Raw genomic sequence first — 20,600 nt, 5'->3', positions numbered from 1 at the left:
ATATAAAGTTACTTCCTTTTAAAATTATTTTTTATAATATTTTTTGTGTTTCAAAAATGCGAAAACACCTATTATTAATACAAAACCAACAGAATAATAAACAGATGTTGGTGTAATTACTCTGTCTCCGCTAGCATAAGAATGTAAACCAGCCAAGTAAAAATTAACTCCAAAATAAGTCATCATTATAGAAGCGTATGCAATAATAGACCACAAGTTAAACGTGTACTTGCTTCGTAAACCAGGTATCAATCGCATGTGTAATACAAATGCATAAATCATTATAGAAATTAAAGCCCAAGTTTCTTTAGGATCCCAACCCCAATAACGCCCCCAACTTTCGTTAGCCCACATTCCACCTAAAAAGTTACCAATAGTTAACATTACCAAACCAACAGTTATAGACATCTCGTTAATTATGGTAATTTCTTTAATGTTTAAATCCATTCTCTTTTTATTCTTATCATTCGTAAAAATCATTAATAAGAGTGCAAAGATTCCTAAAATCATACCTAAAGATAACGGGCCGTAACTAGCTACAATAATAGAAGTGTGTACCAATAACCACCAAGAATTTAAAACTGGTTGTAAATTAGCAATTTCTGGATCTAACCAATTTTGATGAGCAAAACCTAAGGTAATCGCTACTAAAAATGTAGTTGCAGTAATTGTAAGTGCAGATTTTCGTCCAAAGAAAAGCCCAAATAGCATTGTTGCCCAGGCAACAAAAATAATAGATTCGTATGCATTACTCCAAGGTGCATAACCACTTATGTACCATCTAGCAATTAAACTTAACGTATGAAATAGAAATAAACCAACAGCACCAAAAGATAATATTTTAACTGTATTGTTTATCCATTTTTTAGAAATAAAGATTTGCCATAAAACAAAAATTAATAATAAAAAACTTAAGTAACCATAGTACTTTGATAGTAATTGAAATGGTTGAATTTTATTATATGAGATTTCTAATTCTATTTTTTTATCAGTAGGTATTACTTCTGATCCAAATTTTTGTTGAAATTTTTTAATTCCGTCTAAAATTTTATCAGCATCTGAATAATCACCGGTTTTCTTACCTTTTTGTAAAAAGTTAATATAAACAGGTAAAGATTGTCTTACAAAAACAGAATCTGTTCCCTTAAAATTAGCTTCAGAAGTTTCTGGTTGTGAAACCCATTTGTTGTTTTCATCACCAGGTATTGGATAAATTTTAAGAATTCCACCGCCAATAGCAGAATATAGTAAACCAATTCTTCTGTCAATTTTAATTAAATCTTTTTCAAATTTATTTTTAATTTTCTTTTTTTGTGCTTCTGCAACTTTCTTTTCTATTTTATAAATACCAACAGGGGTTATAAAATCTGTTAATGCAGCATATTCTGTAGTTTCTGCAACACCTATAAGTTCTCTAATTTGAGTATTTCCTTTTTCTAAATAAATTACAGGAACTTCAAACCAAAATCTAGGATTTTCTATAATAGATAATAAAACCTGACTAGGTTCCATACCTTTAAATTTCTCAGATTTGCTCACTTTTCTTACCAATTCAGAAGCAAAAGTATGCGCTGGTTTCATTCTACCATTATCCTGAATAACCAATTTATTAAAGCTTTCTGCATGCGCTACATCTACCATGTTAGCTTTTAAAATAGAATCTATTTGCTGATTGGTAATTTTATTTGGTTGATGCTGATTTTGATGTTGTGCAAAAGTAAAACTAGATAAGAATATTGCAAATACAACAGACATTGTTAGCTTCTTCTTTTTAATTTTTGTTAATCTTTTTTTAAGATCATCAAAACGAGTATTTTTTGCAAAAAGAATACATATCATACCAATATATAAGAGCGAGTAACCTAAATAAGTTACAAAAGTTCCCAAGAAATCATGATTTACAGATAAATGTGTTTCTTCTTTTTCTCCTGATAAATCGTAACTAGCTTGAAAAAATTTATAACCTCTATGGTCTAATATATGATTCATAAAAATTCTATAATCGAAAGTTTCTTTAGGGTCTATCACAGTAACTTCACTAGCGTATGCAGCAGCACTTTCTGAACCCGGATATTTATCTAATTGAAAATCGTTTAGCTTAATACTAAATGGTGTTGTAAGAATTTTTGCACCATACAAAACTCTAAAATTTAAGCCACCAACAGAAACTTCTTTAGAACCATCAGAATTAAATTTACCGCCTTTTAGTTCTACTCTTTTGGTCTCATTATTAGCCGTTACATCTAAAGTAATAACATCTAAAACACTATCACTTTTTGGTCCGCTAACTGTTTTCATTATCCCTTTTTCTGCAGGTTTTGGTATTACAAATTGTAATTTACCAATGTTGTGTAAAGTTAGGTATTGAAAATTTTGAAGAGAATCTTTAACTACTTTTCCTTTCTTTTGATCTGCCATTCTAAACCAATCTCCATCGTCTTTAGAAATCATTTTTAATGCACCATCTTTATTTGTAAAGTTAATAGACGCGTTATTGTTATCGGCTTCAAAACCTACTAAAACACCGTGAATGTTTTGTAATGTTCCTTTTTTTATCCAATGTTCATGACGTGTACCTTCAGAAGATTCTACAAAGAATAAATGTTCTACACCATTTTCATCTTCAATTAATTTTTTTTCTGCCCACGGAATGTAGTCTACCAATTCAAATTTAAAATCGATGTCATTTTTATCAGTTTTAAAATTATCTGCATAAGACCAAGAATTAGAACCCCAAGCAGAAAGCATAATAGGTGCATTTATTTCTGGTTTTTGCGAATTACCATCGTCTACAATTGCATTTAAATATGTTGTTTCCGATAAAAATTTATCTGTTGTTTCGCCTTCTTTAATTAGCATTATACCTTCGTAACCGTGGTAACGTGTAATACCAGCACCTACTAATATTAATAAAAAAGCTGCATGAAACATTAAAACGGGCCATTTTTCTTTTTTGTAAAGTTTATATCTAAAAATATTACCAAAGAAATTAATTACAAAGAAAAACATGATAGCTTCAAACCACCAAGCATTGTAAATTAAAGCTTTAGAAGTTTGTGTGCCGTAATCATTTTCTATAAAAGTGGCTATTGCCATTGCAGTTGCAAATAAGAAAAATAATATCGCCATTAAGCGAGTAGAATATAGGAAATTTAATAATTTTTTCATCCTTTTGAAATGCTTTTTAAAAGAGTTACAAATTTAAGCATAAAAGCACAAAAGAACTTCTAGATAGCGGTATATTTATGTATTAAAGTTTTAAAAAAATCACAATATTTATGTCTTCATATCATATCATACCAAATTCTATAAAAGCAGAAGTAGAAACCGCTTTAAAATATTATCCGCAGTTAAAAAATATTCATATTGAATTTAAGTTTAAAAAGAATATTAAAAAATCTACTATGCAAGCGAGACCAACTTTTGATAGTTTTTTTAAATCTAAAAAAGATCGTAAATTTTTAATTTTAATTAGCGAGAAATTTAAAATTTCTGATAAAGAATTTTCTACCAGAGATATACCTACGGATGTATTTATTGGTTGGATTGGTCATGAATTAGGTCATATTATGGATTACCAAGATAGAAGCAAGTTAAACCTAATTTGGTTTGGAGTTAAATACCTTTTTTCTGATAATCATATTGTTGAAGCAGAAAGAGCTGCTGATAGTTTTGCTGTAAAACACAAAATGGAATCGTATATTTTAAAAACAAAGGATTTTATTTTAAATAATGCTGATATTTCTGAAGTTTATAAAAAAAGAATTAAGAGATATTATTTATCTCCGGAAGAAATAATGGTGTTAGTTGAAGAAAGAAATAACTTAACTACAGTTTAGTTAAGGTTGTTTTTCGCTTAAATATTTCCAGTATCTTTTTGGAACATGCTGAATATGAAGTTTCATGTTTTTTCTCTCTGTTATATTTGTACTTTTAAAATAGTTTTGCCAGAGCGTTTGAAACTCAAGCTCTTCTTCAGAAAAAAAGTTTTTATCAGTTTTAGAAAAATTGAAATCTTTAGGAAACTCCATTTGCATTATTGTAACTACTTCTAAATCATAATATAATCCGTAATTTCTTTTAATATCATAAATAACCCACTTTTGGTCTGCATACCTGCTTTTAAAGTGCTTAGAAATTAAAGGTAAAACGTTAAAATCTGGGGCTATGTTTGCAAAATAAATTGCGTCTTTTGTAAGTTTAAATCTAACAAAAGCTTCCATTCTATGTTTTTCTCTACTAACGTTTTTAGCAATCTTTGATGTTTTTAAAACACTATCGTAAGTAAAATCTGTGTCTACTTTTTTATTACTCTTAAAAATATAAGATATATAGTCTAATAAAATATTTTCTACACCAGGCTGCTCGCTTAAAAATGCGTAATAAATTTTTGTAGTGCTAATTGTAGATGCTTTGGTTTTTAAACCTTTCCAAACTCTGTCTGCTTTGTCTTTATTTGTACTTATTTTTTCATTTTCAGAAAATAAGGCATTTTGTAAAACAAATTCATTCTGAATTTTAGCATTTTTAAGTTTATATTCAAAAACGTAAAAAACACAACATAGAAATCCGTCAAAAGAGCCATCGTAAATTAGTGTTTTCTCTTGCATTTAAGAGAATAAATTTAATTGCGGACTTAGCATTTTATCATATTTGCTCTTAGAATTCTTCAAGATCTTTGCCTTTAGTTTTTCTGCTGTTAAATCTCGTCTTTCAAAAATATTGCTATCGCAAACTAAAAAGTATTGTGCTCTGTTAAAAGCGATTCCTATTTTTTTAAGATGATCCCAATTTAATCTTCTGTATTTTCTTGCCATTAAAATTTTAGAAACAGATTTCATACCAACTCCCGGAATTCTAGCCAGCATTCTTTTGTCTGCTGTATTTACATCAACCGGAAATTCATGTAAATTTCTTAAAGCCCAACTTAATTTAGGATCGATATCTAAATCTAAGTTTTGATGATTTAGATTTACTATTTCATTTGTTTGAAAGCCATAAAAACGAGTTAACCAATCTGATTGATACAATCGATTTTCTCTTAACATGGGTACTTCTGTACCAATTTTTGGCAATCGGTTATCTAAACTTATTGGCACATAACCAGAATAATAAACTCTTTTTAAATTGTAGTTTTTATAATAATGCTCTGCAGTTTTTAAAATTTGAAAATCGTTTTCGCCACTCGCACCAACAATCATTTGAGTGCTTTGGCCAGCAGGCGCATATTTTGGTGTGCTTTTTATAATTTTCTTTTCGGTTTTGTATTGAATGATTTCATTCTTAACCTTATTCATTGGTTTTATAAAATCATCAAAATTTTTATCAGGTGCTAATAACTTTAATCCAGATTTTGTGGGTATTTCTATATTAACACTTAATCGGTCTGCGTATAATCCAGCTTCTCTCATCAATTCATCAGAAGCACCCGGAATCGATTTTAAATGTATGTAGCCATTAAAATTTTCTTCTAAGCGTAATTTTTTTGCAACGGCAACCAAACGTTCCATTGTGTAATCTGCACTTTTAAAAATTCCTGAACTTAAAAATAGCCCTTCAATATAGTTTCTTCGGTAAAAATTGATAGTTAAATCGACTACTTCTTGCACTTTAAAAGCAGCACGTTTAACATCGTTACTTTTACGAGTTACGCAATAAGCGCAATCAAAAATACAATGATTTGTAAGAAGTATTTTTAATAAAGAAACGCATCTACCATCTTCTGTGTACGAATGGCAAATTCCCATACCAGTTGCATCGCCCAAACCTTTATTTGTATTTGTTCTTTTGCTTCCACTAGAAGAACATGAAACGTCGTATTTGGCGGCGTCAGCAAGAATTTTAAGCTTTTCTAAGGTTCTAGTAAATGACATAAATTACTGATAAGTAGTTTTTTGCGTGTTCGATTTTTTAATGAAAATAGCTTTGCAATTTACAAAATAATTTAAGTTTTTGTAATGGTAATTATTAGATTTAACATAAAAAAATCCAATTTTTAAAATTGGATTTTTTGTTGAGTATTTTAGTAAGTGAGTTATGTTTTTAATCTTTCTTAGTCAATCCAAATAGATTTTGTGTTTACAAACTCTTTAATTCCATAACTAGAAAGTTCTCTTCCGTAACCACTATTTTTAATTCCGCCAAACGGCATTCTAGGGTCAGAAGCTACTAGTTTATTAACAAAACTATTTCCGGCTTCTAATTGTAGTGCAATTTTTTCACCTCTTTCAGAATTTCCTGTTAAGACACCAGAGCCTAAACCAAAAGTAGAGTTGTTTGCCAATGCTATAGCCTCGTCTTCATCTTTAGCTTTAATAACAGAAGCAACGGGTCCAAAAAGTTCTTCATCAAAGGCAGTCATTCCTGGTTTTAATTCTGATAAAATTGTAGCAGGATAAAAAGCACCAACACGATCAGGAATTTTTCCTCCTAAAACTAATTTCCCACCTTGTTTTATCGTTTTTTCTACTTGTTCATGAATTTCATTTCTTAAATCAATTCTTGCCATTGGTCCGAAATAGGCATCTTCGTCTGTAGGATTGCCTAATTTTGCATTTTGCATTTTCTTAGTAAATAATTTTAGAAAATCATCATAAATACCTTCTAAAACTATAAAACGTTTAGCAGCAATACAAGTTTGCCCGTTGTTTTGTAATCTACCAAAAGTAGCTAAATCTGTAGCTTTTTCTAAATCGGCATCATCTAAAACAATGTAAGCATCGCTACCGCCCAATTCTAATACGGTTTTCTTTAAATTTTCTCCCGCAATTTTTGCAACAGATCTTCCTGCAGGTTCACTACCAGTTAGCGTTACTGCAACAATATTTTTATCTTCTATAATTGGTTTAATTAATTTTGAGGTTACATTTAAATTGGTAAAAGTTCCACTAGGAAAACCAGCTTCTTTAAACGCATCTTCTAAAGCATATGCGCAACCTTGTACATTAGATGCGTGTTTTAAAACAGCTGTATTACCAGTCATTAAAGCAGGTGCTGCAAATCTAATTACTTGGTAAAACGGAAAATTCCATGGCATTACAGCCAAAGTTACACCTAATGGTTGATATGTAACGTAGCTTTTTTTAGCTTCTGTTTCTATAATTTTATCTGCTAATAATTCTTCAATGTTATCTGCATAATATCTACAAACTAAAGCACATTTTTCAATTTCTTTTTTAGATTGAGAAATTATTTTTCCCATTTCTTCTGTTGCTAAATTTGCATATTCGTTCTTTTTTTTATCAAAAATATCTGCAAGTTTATGCATTAATTTAGAGCGTTCTTCGAACGAAGTGTTTTTCCAATTTAAATAGGCTTTATTTGCTATTTCAACTTTATTTAATGCTTCTTCTTTAGAATCTCTTTTGTATGTTTTTATTTTTTTTTCCGTTGCCGGATTAATAGTTGTAATTGTTTCCATAATTAATTATTTAAGATCGTTGTTATTTACAAAACGTTCCCATTCTGCAAATTTAGATTCTTTCATAACGCGTTCCATCTTTACTTGTCCGCCTTTCTTCTTATTGTTATCATTCCAGTCATAAAATTTTTCTACCGGAATGATGTTTACTTTAACTCCTTTTAAAGCTTTGCTTCTAGCTACTTTGTAATTTTTATTAGCTCCTTTTAAATAGTTATCTAATTCATCAACAATTTTAGAATTATCTTCTTTCAATTCTGTTCCTAAATACCAAGAATGATAAAACTCGCCATCTTCAAATCTTTTTGCACAAATAGTATATTCGGTTATTTGAGTAGCAAATTTTTCTTCTAAATATTGAATAGCATCATCCATTTTATTAACAGATAATTGAGAACCTACTGTATTTAAAAAGAATTTTGTTCTACCCGTAATTTTAATTTCAGCTTTTTCTACATCTTTAAATTCGATTGTATCACCAATTAAATATCGCCAAGCGCCACTAACGGTGCTAATTATTAAGATATAATCTTGATTTAAAACTACATTATCTAAACTAACCGAAGGTGCATTTTGCTTTAAAGAACCATCTTCGTTTATATAATCAGGATTCATAGGCACAAATTCAAAATAAATACCATTTTCTGTATTTAATTGCATTGCATCTGTTTCTGGTCTTGTTTGTGTTGCAATATAACCTTCGGATGCTAAATATGTATCAATTACAGTTACCGGTTTTCCTAATAATGCTTTAAAACTTTTCTCATAAGGACCAAAAGCAACACCTCCTGATGTGTAAACCTTTAAGTTTGGCCATATTTCATGAATATTTTCTAAATTATGATGTTCGATCACTTTTTGTAACATTAATTCAATCCATGCCGGAATACCACTTAAAGCGCCAATATCCCAAGATTTTGCATTTTCTGCTATATGATTTACACGCTCGTCCCAGTCTTCTATTTTAGCAATTTCTTCTCCGGGTTTATAATATCCTTTAAACCAAAACGGAATATTACTTGCACTAATTCCGCTAATTTCTCCTTCTAAATGATCGTCCTTTTCAGCTAAATCTGTAGAACTACCTAACATCATAATGTCTTTTTCGAAAAAATCTGCGGGTAATTCGAAGTTGTTAAGAGAGGTAACTTGTTTTATTCCAGAGCTTCTAATAGCAGAAATCATATCATCGGTTACAGGAATTCTCTTACTTGTTTTACCTGTTGTACCAGAGCTTAATGCAAAATAGGAGGGTGAACCTGTCCAAGTTACATCTTCTTCACCTTCATGAATTTTATACCACCAATTTTTATGTAAAGAATTGTAATCAAAATAAGGTACTTCTTTACGAAATGCTTCTTGAGTATTATCAGAATTTAAAATTTCTTCAAAATTATAATGCTTTCCAAATTGTGTTTCTTTAGCAGTTTCTAATAATTTATTTAATATTTCTTTCTGATTTTCTATATGATTTGTTTCGGTAGAAAGTGTATCAGTTAAACTGATAATTCCTTTAATAATATTTCCTAAAATAGCCATGGTTGAATTGTTTTACACAAATTTAATCGAATACAGGCTGTAATGTTGTCGTTAATCGATTTAAAATTAACTCTATCAAAAAAAATAGAAGTTTTGTTTGCGTTAATTTTTATATGGATTGCGATATTCAAAATTTAAGAATGTTTCTAATTTAGTAAAAATTAAAAATCTACATTATGAATAACGAAGGAACAAACGAATTAGATTTCATTAAAAAATATGAAAACGAAGGCTATACAAATAGTTACAGAGTAGACGGAAATATGTTGATTGAAAACGGATCTGACATGAGGTTTACACCAAACGGAATTAAGGTTGTGGCTAAACACAGATACGAAGGTTATAGTAATCCGTCTGATATGTCTATACTATATGTAATTGAAACGAAAGACGATACTAAAGGAACAATTTTGGTTCCGTATGGTAATACAAACGAAACAGAGACATTAGAGTTTTTTAATAAAATTCCTGATGAGAATTTTTCTGAATCAGAAAACATTATGTTTAAGAAATAGATGAAGAATAAAAAAAGCAACTTTTTAAAGTTGCTTTTTTTTAATTATTCAGAAATACTATCTATTAATATGGTTAACATATCTATTGCTGCTTGTGCAATTTTAGTTCCTGGGCCAAAAACCCCAACAGCGCCTGCATCAAATAAATATTGATAATCTTGTGCAGGAATAACACCACCAACAATTACCATTATATCTTCTCTTTCATATGCTTTTAATTCTGCAATTACTTGCGGCACCAAAGTTTTGTGTCCTGCTGCCAAAGAAGATATTCCTAAAATATGTACATCATTTTCTACAGCTTGTTTAGTTGCCTCTTTTGGTGTTTGAAATAAAGGACCAATATCTACATCAAAACCTAAATCTGCATAACCAGTAGCAACAACTTTTGCTCCTCTATCGTGGCCATCTTGCCCCAATTTAGCAATCATTATTCTTGGTCTTCTGCCTTCTAGTTCTGCAAATTTATCTGCTAACTCTTTAGCTTCTTTAAATACTTTGTCTTCTTTAATTTCTTTACTATACACACCAGAAATTGTTTTATGAACTGCTTTATGTCTTCCGAATTCTTCTTCTAAAGCATCAGATATTTCACCTAAAGTAGCTCTGTTTTTAGCAGCCTTTACCGCTAAATCTAATAAGTTTTCGTTACCAGATTTTGCAGCACTTGTTAAATCTGAAAGCGAAGATTTAACGGCATCATTATTTCTATCTGTTTTTAGTTTATTTAATCTTTCTATTTGAGAGTTACGAACAGCTTCATTATCTACCTCTAAAATATGCAGAGGATCTTCTTGCGCTAACTTGTACTTGTTTACCCCAACAATTACATCTTGTCCGCTATCTATCTTAGCTTGCTTTTTTGCAGCAGCTTCTTCAATCCTCATTTTCGGAATTCCTTTTTCAATAGCTTTTGTCATTCCGCCTAGTTCTTCTACTTCTTGTATAAGTGCCCAAGCTTTGTTTGCTATTTCTTCGGTTAACTCTTCTACGTAATAACTACCTGCCCAAGGATCTACTGTTTTAGTAATATGAGTTTCTTGCTGAAGGTATATTTGAGTATTTCTAGCAATTCTAGCAGAAAAATCTGTTGGTAAAGCAATGGCTTCATCCAAAGCATTTGTATGTAAACTTTGTGTGCCTCCAAATGCTGCAGCCATAGCCTCTATGGTAGTTCTAGCAACATTGTTAAAAGGATCTTGTTCTGTTAAAGACCAACCACTTGTTTGGCAATGAGTTCTTAATGCTAAAGATTTTGGATTTTTAGGATTGAATTGTTTTACAATTTTTGCCCACAACATTCTAGCTGCTCTTAATTTAGCTATTTCTGTAAAATGATCCATGCCAATAGCCCAAAAGAAAGATAATCTTGGTGCAAATAAATCAATATCCATACCAGCATCAATTCCTTTTCTAATATATTCTAAACCATCTGCTAATGTATAAGCCAATTCAATTTCTGCAGTTGCACCGGCTTCTTGCATGTGATAACCAGAAATAGAAATAGAATTAAATTTTGGCATATTATTACTGGTGTATTTAAAAATATCAGCAATAATTTTCATGGATGGAGAAGGAGGGTAGATGTAGGTATTTCTTACCATAAACTCCTTTAAAATATCATTCTGGATTGTTCCAGAGAGTTTGTCTAACGAAACTCCTTGTTCTTCTGCAGCGACAATATAAAATGCTAAAATTGGTAATACAGCACCATTCATAGTCATAGAAACAGACATCTTATCTAATGGAATCTGATCGAATAAAACTTTCATGTCTTCTACAGAGTCAATTGCAACACCAGCTTTACCCACGTCTCCTTGAACTCGTTCGTGATCTGAATCATAGCCTCTGTGAGTTGCCAAATCAAATGCAACAGACAATCCTTTTTGACCTGCTTTTAGATTTCTTCTATAAAATGCATTGCTTTCTTCTGCAGTAGAAAACCCTGCGTATTGTCTAATTGTCCAGGGTCTTCTAACGTACATTGTAGAATAAGGACCTCTTAAATTTGGTGCAATACCAGCTACAAAGTTTTCGTGTTTAAAACTTTTCTCTTTAAGATTATTATCTTTTAATAATGATATATTTTCTACAGATTTTCTACTCATCTTCTAATTTCATTAAATTATATATTTTCGAACCTATATTTTTTGATAATTTTTCTTTTCGCTTTACTTTTTTAATACTTAAATAAACGTAAGAAACACAAATGCTTATAGTTAAAATAATACAGAAAATTATAAAATTTTTAATACCACCAAAAAAGCTGTACACTTTAGATTCTAATAAAAAAAATATTAAAAACATTACAAATATTACTGATACCAAATAAAAAGGAACTGTCTTTTTTATTTGTTCAACCTCTTTTTTTAGAAGTTTTTGCTCTTTTTGATATTCTAAAATTTCGCTATTCTTATTCACCTTCTTTTTCTTCTTTAAGTCTTTGTTGTTCTAGTTTTTCTGAAAGCCTTTTTCTATTAATTGGCGGAAATAAAGTTTTGATATTTCGTTGTTTTAAAAAAGGATCTAAAACTAGTTTATCATGCATTAAATTGTCTTTATTTGGTTGCAAATTAGTTCCTAATAAAATCAATTCATTATTTAAAAATTGAGTTTCTTCTTTAGAAGCGCTTTCTTTTAACTTTCTTTGGATAACACCTTCTTTTAATTGTTTTAAAAATCCACCACCTTTTTCTATTTGTTTAAAAATAGCCAAGGCTTTTTCTGCCATTTGTTCTGTTAAAGAATCGATATAGTAACTTCCGTTAGCAAAATCATTAGCGTTTTCAAAACCACTTTCTTCTTTAAGAATTAACAATTGATTTCTAGAAACTCGTTCTCCGAATTCATTTTTAACAGCAAAAATTTCATCATAAGAAACATTAGAAATTGTAGTTGCACCACCTAAAATAGCACTCATACACTCAGAAGTTGTTCTAAGCATATTTACATTGTAATCGTAAATTGTTTTGTTTCGTAAAGTTGGTTTTGCAAAAATATGAGCTTCTTTTTCCTCTAATTTAAATTGAGTTAATAACGATTTCCATAGAAGTTTAAATGCTCTAAGTTTAGCAATTTCATGAAAATAGTTTGTACCAACGGAAATTTCGAAATGTAATTTGCTAGCAACTTTATCGCCAAAAACATGAATGTATTCTGTGGCGTGTGCTAACATATATGCAAGTTGTTGTACAATGTTTGCACCTGCGTTTTCGTATAAATCACCAGAAATTGAAATAGAATTATCTACAGTTGCTATAATGTCTTCTATTTTTTGAGCATCTTCTTTTAAACTGATATACCAATTACCAGCTTCAGCTAGATTTCCTAAAATATCAATTTGAAAAAAACAATTTTTATGGTTGATGAATTTATCAATTTCTATAATAAAATCTGCATCTAAAAAAATAACTTTAAAGTAAACAATGCTCTCATTAAAATTAATTTGATTTAATACTGTTTTGTAATCAAATCTTTTGTGAGCAATAAATTGAATTGAATTAGCACCTCTTTTTAAAGCGTCAATAGCTAAATCGTTTGCTTCTTTATCGTCTACAATTAGTATTGTTTGGCATATGTTGTAAGAAGCTTTTTGTGTTGCAGCAACTTTAAGGTTTGTTCTATCTTCTTTTGTGTAAAAAGGTTTTACAGTTATGCCTTCGTTGGTAGTGTAAAGTAAGGTGTCATTATAATCTGCACCTTTTAAATCTACTTGAATTTTTTGTTTCCAAGCAGAAGGAGATGTTTCTTCGAATTCACTAAACAAAAATTTACTCATGCTATTTTATGGTATCAAATTCAATTATATAAATATCTTCATTTTCTTTTTTCATAAGATATTTTTCTCTTGCAAAACGTTCTAATTGTAACGAATCTCCGAGTTTTTTAATGGTCGCTTTGTCTTCAGCAATTTTTATTTTGTAAAAAGAGATAGTGCTTTCTAAATCTTTAATTTCTTGATTAAATTTTCTGTGAACCAAATACGAGTTTTCATCAAAAAATAACATCCATATTAAAAACGGAATAAAAATTAAGACAAAACTATTTGTCAAAAATTTAAAAGCTTTATTTTCTTTAATCTTTTTTAGAGACATTTTTACAAACGTTCGTTTATTACGGTTCTAACAATATCGATAGCTACATTATTAAACCTATCATTAGGTATAATTAAATCTGCAAAGTTTTTTGTAGGTTCTATAAATTGTTGATGCATTGGCTTAAGTGTTGTTTGATATCTGGTTAACACTTCATCCATATCTCTTCCTCTTTCTGTAATATCTCTTTTTAAACGTCTAATTAGGCGTTCATCTGTTTCTGCATGCACAAAAATTTTAATATCAAATAAATCTCTTAATTCTTTGTTATTAAAAATTAGAATTCCTTCTACAATAACTACTTTTCTTGGGTGTGTTTTAATTGTGTCTTTAGTTCTATTATGCGTAACAAAAGAGTAAACTGGCTGGTTAATTGTTTTACCAGATTTTAAAGCTTTTAAATGTTTTTTTATCAATTCAAAATCGATAGCTCTTGGGTGATCGAAATTTATCTTAGTTCTTTCTTCGTAAGGTAAATTGTCTGTTGCATTGTAATATGAATCTTGAGAGATTACACAAACTTCATCTGTTGGTAATTGTTTTATAATTTGATTTACAACTGTAGTTTTTCCACTTCCAGTTCCACCTGCAATTCCTATAATTAGCATAAAAAATTATGATTTTGATAAAATATTTACTTAAAGCTGTAAAGATATTATAAATATATAAATTTATAAGTTATGTGGCTTGTTTTTCAGAATCAAAAAATAGTTTAACGCTAGTTTTTACTATGGATAAGTAATTCAATTTAAAACTAAAACTATTAATTGTTAAACAATTAGTTGTTTAACATGGTTTTAGGCATAAAAAAAGTCTCAAAAAATGAATTTTGAGACTTTATAAAATATTGAGCCAATGGAGGGACTCGAACCCACGACCTGCTGATTACAAATCAGCTGCTCTAGCCAGCTGAGCTACATCGGCTTTTATTTTGAGATGGCAAATTAAATACAAAAAACAATAACTGCCAAAATAAATTTCACTTTTTTTTATAAAAAAAAGCTTCAATTAAAATTGAAGCTTTCTAAGTCAAGAAATAATAATATTACATAGAGTAAAAAAATTGTTCGTTTACAATTTTTCCCTCCTGTACTTCAAAAACGCAAACTTCTTCCATTTGTTGTCTTCCTCTGCTTTTAAATGTTACATCAAAGTTCATTTTGCTTGTAAAATGCTTGTCAGCAACTACAGGTTCAGAGATTTCATTAGAATGAAATTCTATTACGTCTTCTAACCATTGTTTACTTTTTTCCATTACATTTTGTTTTCCAGAAACGATTTCTCCGTGTGGCACACCTGGCATTTCTTTACTAACAACATTATCTGCATATAATTCTGTTATGCATTCTAAGTTTTTACCTTGCTCGCACATTTGTTTCCATTTTTGTGCAACTTCATTTGTATTCATATTTTAGTTTTTTTTGATTGTCTTTAAAAGTATGAAAATTAAGCGATTAAAAATAAAAGTATTTTAATTTAATGCTTGTTTGTAGGTTTTTAAACAACGTTCTCTTGCTTCTTTATGATCTACAATTTCTTTGCTGTAAGTTAGTTCTTGAAATTCTGGCACCCACTTTTTAATATATTCTAAATCTTTATCAAATTTTTTAATTTGAGTAGTAGGATTAAAAATTCTAAAATATGGTGCGGCATCTACACCAGAACCTGCTACCCATTGCCAATTACCAATATTACTCGCCATTTCATAATCGTGCAATTTTTCTGCAAAGTATGCTTCTCCCCATCGCCAATCTATTAAAAGGTGTTTGCATAAAAAGCTACCAACAAGCATTCTAATTCTGTTGTGCATAAAACCAGTTTCGTTTAACTGTCTCATACCAGCATCAACAAGCGGATAACCAGTTTCTCCTTTACACCATTTTTGAAATTCCGCTTCATTATTTCTCCATTCAATTCTGTCGTATTTTTGTTTAAATGAAGCAGTTGCTGTTTTTGGAAAATGCCATAGTATTTGCATGAAAAATTCTCTCCAAATTAGTTCTTGCCAAAAAATTTCATTTTTTTCTGAAGTTGCTTTTTTTATCATTTTACGAACAGAAACGGTACCAAAACGTAAATGTGGACCTAGTTTAGAGGTATTGTCTAATGCAGGAAAGTTTCTTGTGTCTTCGTATTCTTGAATTAAAGTTGGTGTTACCGTATATTCTTGAATTTTTTGTTTAGACTTTGTAAAACCTAATTCTGATAAGCTTAAGTTTGGTAACCTTTTGTTTTCAACTAAATTATTTAGATAAGAATTTGTATAATAAATGTCTAGATTGTACTCCTTAAATTTTTCTTTCCAGACTTTCATAAAAGGTGTGTAAACTACATAAGGATTACCGTCTTTCTTTACAACTTCATCTTTTTCGAAAATTACTTGATCTTTAAAAGTTTTAAACTCTATATTATTTTCATTTAATAATTGTTCAATTTCTTGATCTCTTTTGTTGGCATAAGGTTCGTAATCTCTATTAGTAAAAACAGAATTTATGGTATAAGTGTCTATTAATTCTTTATAAATATCTATAGGTTTACCATGAAATATTGCAAGACTGCTGTTATTGTTTTCTTGCAATTCTTTTCGCATTTTTTGTAGCGTCTCAAATATAAAACTTACTCTAGCATCATCTTTAGGTAATTTAGATAAAATATTTTCATCAAAAATAAATATAGGTAACACTTTGCAATCACTTTTAAGTGCATTGTAGAAACCAATATTGTCGTCTAGCCTTAAGTCTCTTCTAAACCAAAAAATATTTATATTCTCTTTCATTATTTTTGATATTCTCCAAAAAGTTCAATTAATTTCTTTTGTCTGTAATTAAAAATTTCTTCTAATTTTGGTTTTACTAAAATAGGATGTGCTAATTGTCCTAAAACTCCCATTGGTAGCTTGTAATCGATAATGTCTTCCATTTCTACACCACCTTCAATTTCATGAATAAAATGTTTATGATGCCATAGTGCATAAGGACCAAACCTTTGTTCGTCTACAAAATACTCTTTATCTACAACATGTGTAATTTCTGTAACCCACTTCGTTTTTATTCCTAAAACTGGTGTAACAATGTATTGTATAATTTGGCCAGAAAACATATCTCTGTCTGCACCAGAAAGAATATTAAACCCCATATAATCTGGTGTAATTGTTTTTAGATTTTTTGGGTCTGATAAAAATTTCCAAGCCTCTTCCTTAGAAATTGGTAAGTTTTGTTTTTTATGAAGTGTGTAAATTTTCATCTTAATTATGTATTAGAATGTATAAGTTTAACGATGTTGCTATGCACAACCAAATAATATATGGTAGTAGCAAGTATTTGTAATATAAAGTTTTAGAACTAAGTTTTAAAAAATAAACAAAAAGTAAAGTGGTAAGCAATAATATTGTAATTAAGGCTGTTAATACTAAATGTTTATTAAAAAAAATATAATTCCAACTTAGGTTTAATATAAATTGAATTAAAAAAGCAATTTTATTTTCGATAGTATTTTCAACTGTAAACAACTTACCAAGATAAATCGAGAAACAAACCATAATAAATGTCCATGCAATACCAAATACAATTCCTGGTGGTGTCCAAGGAGCTTGATTTAAATTTGTGTACCAATCAGAAAGCGGCCCACTGTCCATTAACCAACTTCCAAATGCCAATCCACCGAAATTAATAATTAGAAAAAGCAGTGTTATTTTAAGTTGCTTCATTAATTAAGAATTAGCTTGTAATTCAGTAATTTTTTTTAATAAATCGTCTGCTTCTTTATATTTAGTATCACTATCTGTTCTATTTATAGATTGAAGCTTATAAGCTTCTTCCATCAGTTTTTTATACTTTTCTTGTAGCTTTTCTACAGGCGATTTCTTTTTGAATAAACCAAACATAATTTTATTTTAGATGTTTTGTAATTTTAGTGCTAAGAGGTTTTGTAATAGAAAAATAGTAATCTATTAGTTTGCCTTCTGGAGATACCAAATATTTTTGAAAATTCCATTTTACAGAAGAGCTTTTAGTTCCGTTTAAAGACTTGTCTGTAAGCCAAGTGTAAAGCGGGTGTTGTTTAGTGCCTTTTACATCTATTTTTTCTGTCATTAAAAAAGTAACACCAAAATTAACTTTACAAAAAGCTTCTATATCTTCTGATGTTCCGGGTTCTTGTGCTCCAAATTGATTGCATGGAGAACCAATAATTATAAGATTTTCTTTATAAGTGTTGTATAATTCTTCTAATTCTTTGTATTGTGATGTAAAACCACATTTTGAAGCTACGTTAACAAATAATATAAATTTATTTTTGTACTCAGATAAGTCAATAGCTTTATTTTGTAAGCTATTGATATTAATTTTGTAAATATCAGTCATGTTATTATATTTTGAAGTTAACAATACCGCAATCTAATTCGAAAATTTGACCGGATATTGATTGAGCTTTATCTGAGATAAGAAAAGTTGCTAAATCTGATACTTCTTCTGGTTTTAGAAACTTTTTTAAAGGATGACGTTCTGTGATATTTTCTATCATTCTTTCGTTTCTAAGTAGCTTTGATGCTAAATCTGTATCTGTAACTGTTGGTGCGATTGCATTAACTCTTATTGTTGGTGCAAGTTCTGCTCCTAAAGATTTTGTAATTCCTTCAACTGCAGATTTTGCTGCAGCAACACTAGCATGAAAAGGCATTCCTAATTTTGTAGCTACTGTACTAAATAATAAAATAGAAGGATTTTTACCATTTTTTAATTTAGGAAGATATTGTTGAATAGCTTTCACAGCTCCTACAACGTTTATTTCGAAATCTTCTCTAAAATCTTCTAATTTTAACCTAGATATAGGTTTTAGATTGATGCTACCAGGGCAGTATATTAGTGTATCTGCGTTTTCAATTTCTGGTAGTTCATCATTAAGAACATCACAGTCGTAATGTTTTAAGTTAGCGTGAGAAAGCGAAGGCGCTGTTCTACTAATGTTTATAATACTATTATTATCTACTAGTGCATTAACAATTGCTTCTCCAATTCCTTTGCTTCCTCCTACTACTATTATTTTTTTCATGTGCTTTTTAAGGTCTTCCTTTCAAGCGCTTTTCAATTTTTTGCTTCACAGCAGTTAAACGCTTCATTTGATCCATAATTTCTGGATCTTTATCTACTTTATATACTTGGTTTAGCTCTAAAATAAGTGCTTTAACTTCTCTAGACGCCAAAATTCTATCACTTGTTGTTTTAAAAGAGAACTTTCTGTTCTCAAACTCTACAGCTCTTTCTAATAAATCCATTCTACTTATCTTGTCGTTTTTATAATTTTTCCAATATAATTATAAAACTTAGATAAGCAATAAAAATGTGCATTTATTATTAAGCAGTAAGCGGTTTTCCTTTCAAACGTCTTTCAATTCGTTGTTTTATAAGAGTTAAACGCTTCATAATATCCATAATATTTGCGTCTTTATTTTTCTTATAAACTTCATTTAGACTTAAAATTAATTGTTTTGCTTCTCTTGCAGCCAATATTCTATCGCTGGTTGTTGGAAATCTTTTTTTGCGAGTTTCAAACTCTAGTGCTTGTTCGATTAACTTCATAATTAATAATTTAAGGTATTCTGTAATTCTACTATTTTTTCTTGGTTGTTAAATTTTCCTCCAAAATAAGAGGTAACTGTAGCAGAAGTATCGTCTTTGACTCCTCTAGAAGAAACGCATAAATGTTTTGCATCTATGATTACTGCTACATCTTCGGTATTTAAAATTGCTTTTAATTCTTCTGCTATTTGATTTGTAAGTCTTTCTTGAACTTGTGGCCTTTTTGCATAATATTGTACAATTCTATTTAATTTAGATAAACCTATAACTTTGCCAGAAGAAATATATGCCACATGTGCTTTACCAATAATTGGAACAAAATGATGCTCGCAATTAGAGTAAAATGTAATATTTTTTTCGACTAACATTTGATTGTACTGATACTTGTTATCGAATAATGCTATTTTGGGTTTGTTTGCAGGATTCAAACCAGAAAAGATTTCATCAATGTACATCTTTGCAACCCTTTTTGGTGTTCCTTTTAAAGAATCATCAGTTAAATCTAAACCCATTACATCCATTATTTCTGAAAATAAAGACGCAATTTTATCTTTCTTTTCCGTGTCAGAAAGCTCGAATGCATCCTTTTTCATTGGAGTTTCTAAGCCGGTAAATAAATGATCGTCACCAATATCATCGATGGTAAAACCATTTAAAAGACCTTTTTTTTCTTCTTGTAATAATTCTGTTATCATAATTTTCTTTTTTATGTGCTGTCTTAAACGTTTTTGTTAAAGCAAAGCACGGGTTTATCTTTTGGCTATATTATTGTTCGAGATAGATTTTTGTCTAGAACATTTAAAACGTCCTTTTTCGAAGTTTCTAAGTTTTTCGTGTTTGGTTTTTCTTCCTTGAACTCTTTTACGCCACATTTTAAAACTAGATAGTTTCATTTCTGAACGCATTAAATTGATTACTTCTTGTTCTTTTAAACCAAATTGAAATTCTATCGCTTCGAAAGTTGTTCTGTCTTCCCAAGCCATCTCTATTATTCTATCAATAGATGTGCCATTTAATTTTTTCATCTAGTATAGTTGATATTGTTTGTCGTTTTCTATTTTAAAGTTTACTAATTTTTCGATAAACTTTTTGTTTTCATTAAACAGTTTGTTGTATTTAAACCTAACAAAGTTGCCTTGTGCATGTATGCTAAATCCACTAGTTCTGTATGTGTGAAGTTGGTAATAAGGTATTGCCCAACTAAAAGTTTCTAATCCTTTATTAATATGAACTATAATTCCTTTTTCTCTAAGTTCTATATTACCGTAATTTATATCAGAAACTTTGTTCATGTATTTAGCAAAACCATGACCTACTTTTTCAATTATCATTCTTTTAGAGCCTGTTCCACCCATTTTTAATGATTGAAAAAAACTATAAGGCGCACCTAATAAGTCATCTATGGTTGCTTTAGCGTCATTGTTTTTATGTGTGGTATTAAATATCATTACTCAAA

At 29.5% G+C, this 20,600-nt stretch carries 23 protein-coding genes and 1 tRNA gene; 2 read left to right on the top strand and 22 right to left on the bottom strand.

The window, feature by feature from the left end; genetic code table 11:
* Positions 1-24 precede the first annotated feature (24 nt).
* Positions 25-3,168 (bottom strand): cytochrome c biogenesis protein CcsA, encoded by a 3,144-nt coding sequence (ccsA, locus tag WG950_RS06005; protein WP_340934860.1) that lies wholly within the window; start codon positions 3,166-3,168, stop codon positions 25-27.
* 110 nt (positions 3,169-3,278) lie between these two features.
* Between ccsA and WG950_RS06000 the strand changes: the two genes are divergently transcribed.
* Entirely contained in the window at positions 3,279-3,839 is a 561-nt protein-coding gene (locus WG950_RS06000; protein WP_340934856.1) for a hypothetical protein, read from the top strand.
* Here the strand turns inward: WG950_RS06000 and WG950_RS05995 are convergent, their stop codons facing one another.
* The 4 genes from WG950_RS05995 to WG950_RS05980 form a co-directional block, all read right to left on the bottom strand.
* On the bottom strand, positions 3,840-4,610 hold the full coding sequence (locus tag WG950_RS05995) for a TIGR03915 family putative DNA repair protein (RefSeq protein ID WP_340934854.1): 771 nt from the start codon (positions 4,608-4,610) through the stop codon (positions 3,840-3,842).
* Positions 4,611-5,873 carry a putative DNA modification/repair radical SAM protein gene (locus tag WG950_RS05990; protein ID WP_079738278.1) on the bottom strand — a complete coding sequence of 421 codons (1,263 nt, stop codon included), beginning with the start codon at positions 5,871-5,873 and terminating at the stop codon, positions 4,611-4,613.
* Between the two features lie 179 nt (positions 5,874-6,052).
* Entirely contained in the window at positions 6,053-7,420 is a 1,368-nt protein-coding gene (locus tag WG950_RS05985; RefSeq protein ID WP_340934851.1) for an NAD-dependent succinate-semialdehyde dehydrogenase, read from the bottom strand.
* Between the two features lie 6 nt (positions 7,421-7,426).
* Positions 7,427-8,959: a GH3 family domain-containing protein gene (locus WG950_RS05980; RefSeq protein ID WP_340934849.1), complete on the bottom strand. Its 1,533-nt coding sequence runs from the start codon at positions 8,957-8,959 to the stop codon at positions 7,427-7,429.
* A gap of 176 nt (positions 8,960-9,135) precedes the next feature.
* Between WG950_RS05980 and WG950_RS05975 the strand changes: the two genes are divergently transcribed.
* On the top strand, positions 9,136-9,474 hold the full coding sequence (locus tag WG950_RS05975) for a hypothetical protein (RefSeq protein WP_077811270.1): 339 nt from the start codon (positions 9,136-9,138) through the stop codon (positions 9,472-9,474).
* A 44-nt stretch (positions 9,475-9,518) separates the two neighbouring features.
* On the opposite strand, the gene scpA is transcribed toward WG950_RS05975, so the two are convergent.
* The 17 genes from scpA to WG950_RS05890 all read right to left on the bottom strand — a co-directional run bounded on the left by scpA (position 9,519) and on the right by WG950_RS05890 (position 20,592).
* Positions 9,519-11,582 carry a methylmalonyl-CoA mutase gene (gene scpA, locus WG950_RS05970; protein WP_340934847.1) on the bottom strand — a complete coding sequence of 688 codons (2,064 nt, stop codon included), beginning with the start codon at positions 11,580-11,582 and terminating at the stop codon, positions 9,519-9,521.
* A gap of 305 nt (positions 11,583-11,887) precedes the next feature.
* Positions 11,888-13,252 (bottom strand): methylmalonyl-CoA mutase subunit beta, encoded by a 1,365-nt coding sequence (locus tag WG950_RS05965; protein WP_340934844.1) that lies wholly within the window; start codon positions 13,250-13,252, stop codon positions 11,888-11,890.
* 1 nt (position 13,253) lies between these two features.
* Positions 13,254-13,568, bottom strand: coding sequence for an FtsB family cell division protein (locus tag WG950_RS05960; protein ID WP_079738285.1), 315 nt, complete (start codon positions 13,566-13,568; stop codon positions 13,254-13,256).
* A 2-nt stretch (positions 13,569-13,570) separates the two neighbouring features.
* Positions 13,571-14,176, bottom strand: coding sequence for a uridine kinase (udk, locus tag WG950_RS05955; RefSeq protein WP_079738286.1), 606 nt, complete (start codon positions 14,174-14,176; stop codon positions 13,571-13,573).
* 242 nt (positions 14,177-14,418) lie between these two features.
* Positions 14,419-14,492 (bottom strand) — tRNA-Thr (locus WG950_RS05950).
* A 121-nt stretch (positions 14,493-14,613) separates the two neighbouring features.
* The gene (locus tag WG950_RS05945; protein WP_340934839.1) at positions 14,614-14,976 is read right to left on the bottom strand and encodes a nuclear transport factor 2 family protein; all 363 of its coding nucleotides are present in this window, start codon (positions 14,974-14,976) and stop codon (positions 14,614-14,616) included.
* 63 nt (positions 14,977-15,039) lie between these two features.
* A complete protein-coding gene (locus tag WG950_RS05940) occupies positions 15,040-16,344 on the bottom strand; it encodes a cryptochrome/photolyase family protein (protein WP_340934836.1) in 1,305 nt (434 codons plus the stop codon).
* Positions 16,344-16,811, bottom strand: a complete 468-nt coding sequence (locus WG950_RS05935) for an SRPBCC family protein (RefSeq protein WP_077811278.1) — start codon at positions 16,809-16,811, stop codon at positions 16,344-16,346. Before WG950_RS05935 ends, WG950_RS05940 begins: the two co-directional genes overlap by 1 nt.
* 1 nt (position 16,812) lies before the next feature.
* Complete coding sequence (locus tag WG950_RS05930) at positions 16,813-17,274, bottom strand: TspO/MBR family protein (protein WP_340934833.1); 462 nt, start codon at positions 17,272-17,274, stop codon at positions 16,813-16,815.
* Positions 17,275-17,277: 3 nt separating this feature from the next.
* Positions 17,278-17,451, bottom strand: a complete 174-nt coding sequence (locus WG950_RS05925) for a Lacal_2735 family protein (protein ID WP_154066962.1) — start codon at positions 17,449-17,451, stop codon at positions 17,278-17,280.
* A gap of 4 nt (positions 17,452-17,455) precedes the next feature.
* The gene (locus WG950_RS05920; protein WP_079739012.1) at positions 17,456-17,929 is read right to left on the bottom strand and encodes a glutathione peroxidase; all 474 of its coding nucleotides are present in this window, start codon (positions 17,927-17,929) and stop codon (positions 17,456-17,458) included.
* Positions 17,930-17,933: 4 nt separating this feature from the next.
* Entirely contained in the window at positions 17,934-18,617 is a 684-nt protein-coding gene (locus WG950_RS05915; protein ID WP_340934828.1) for an SDR family NAD(P)-dependent oxidoreductase, read from the bottom strand.
* Positions 18,618-18,624: 7 nt separating this feature from the next.
* Positions 18,625-18,840: a hypothetical protein gene (locus tag WG950_RS05910; RefSeq protein ID WP_077811281.1), complete on the bottom strand. Its 216-nt coding sequence runs from the start codon at positions 18,838-18,840 to the stop codon at positions 18,625-18,627.
* Between the two features lie 79 nt (positions 18,841-18,919).
* Positions 18,920-19,144 carry a hypothetical protein gene (locus WG950_RS05905; protein WP_077811282.1) on the bottom strand — a complete coding sequence of 75 codons (225 nt, stop codon included), beginning with the start codon at positions 19,142-19,144 and terminating at the stop codon, positions 18,920-18,922.
* Between the two features lie 2 nt (positions 19,145-19,146).
* The gene (gene folE / locus WG950_RS05900) at positions 19,147-19,839 is read right to left on the bottom strand and encodes a GTP cyclohydrolase I FolE (protein WP_340934826.1); all 693 of its coding nucleotides are present in this window, start codon (positions 19,837-19,839) and stop codon (positions 19,147-19,149) included.
* A 54-nt stretch (positions 19,840-19,893) separates the two neighbouring features.
* Positions 19,894-20,169 carry a TIGR03643 family protein gene (locus WG950_RS05895; RefSeq protein ID WP_077811284.1) on the bottom strand — a complete coding sequence of 92 codons (276 nt, stop codon included), beginning with the start codon at positions 20,167-20,169 and terminating at the stop codon, positions 19,894-19,896.
* Positions 20,170-20,592 carry a hypothetical protein gene (locus WG950_RS05890; protein ID WP_340934823.1) on the bottom strand — a complete coding sequence of 141 codons (423 nt, stop codon included), beginning with the start codon at positions 20,590-20,592 and terminating at the stop codon, positions 20,170-20,172.
* Positions 20,593-20,600: the final 8 nt, after the last annotated feature.

Origin of the sequence: Polaribacter marinaquae, assembly GCF_038019025.1 — a bacterium.
Taxonomy (GTDB): domain Bacteria; phylum Bacteroidota; class Bacteroidia; order Flavobacteriales; family Flavobacteriaceae; genus Polaribacter; species Polaribacter marinaquae.
Note: the sequence above shows the minus strand (reverse complement) of the source record. Positions and strands in the feature narration are given on the sequence as shown.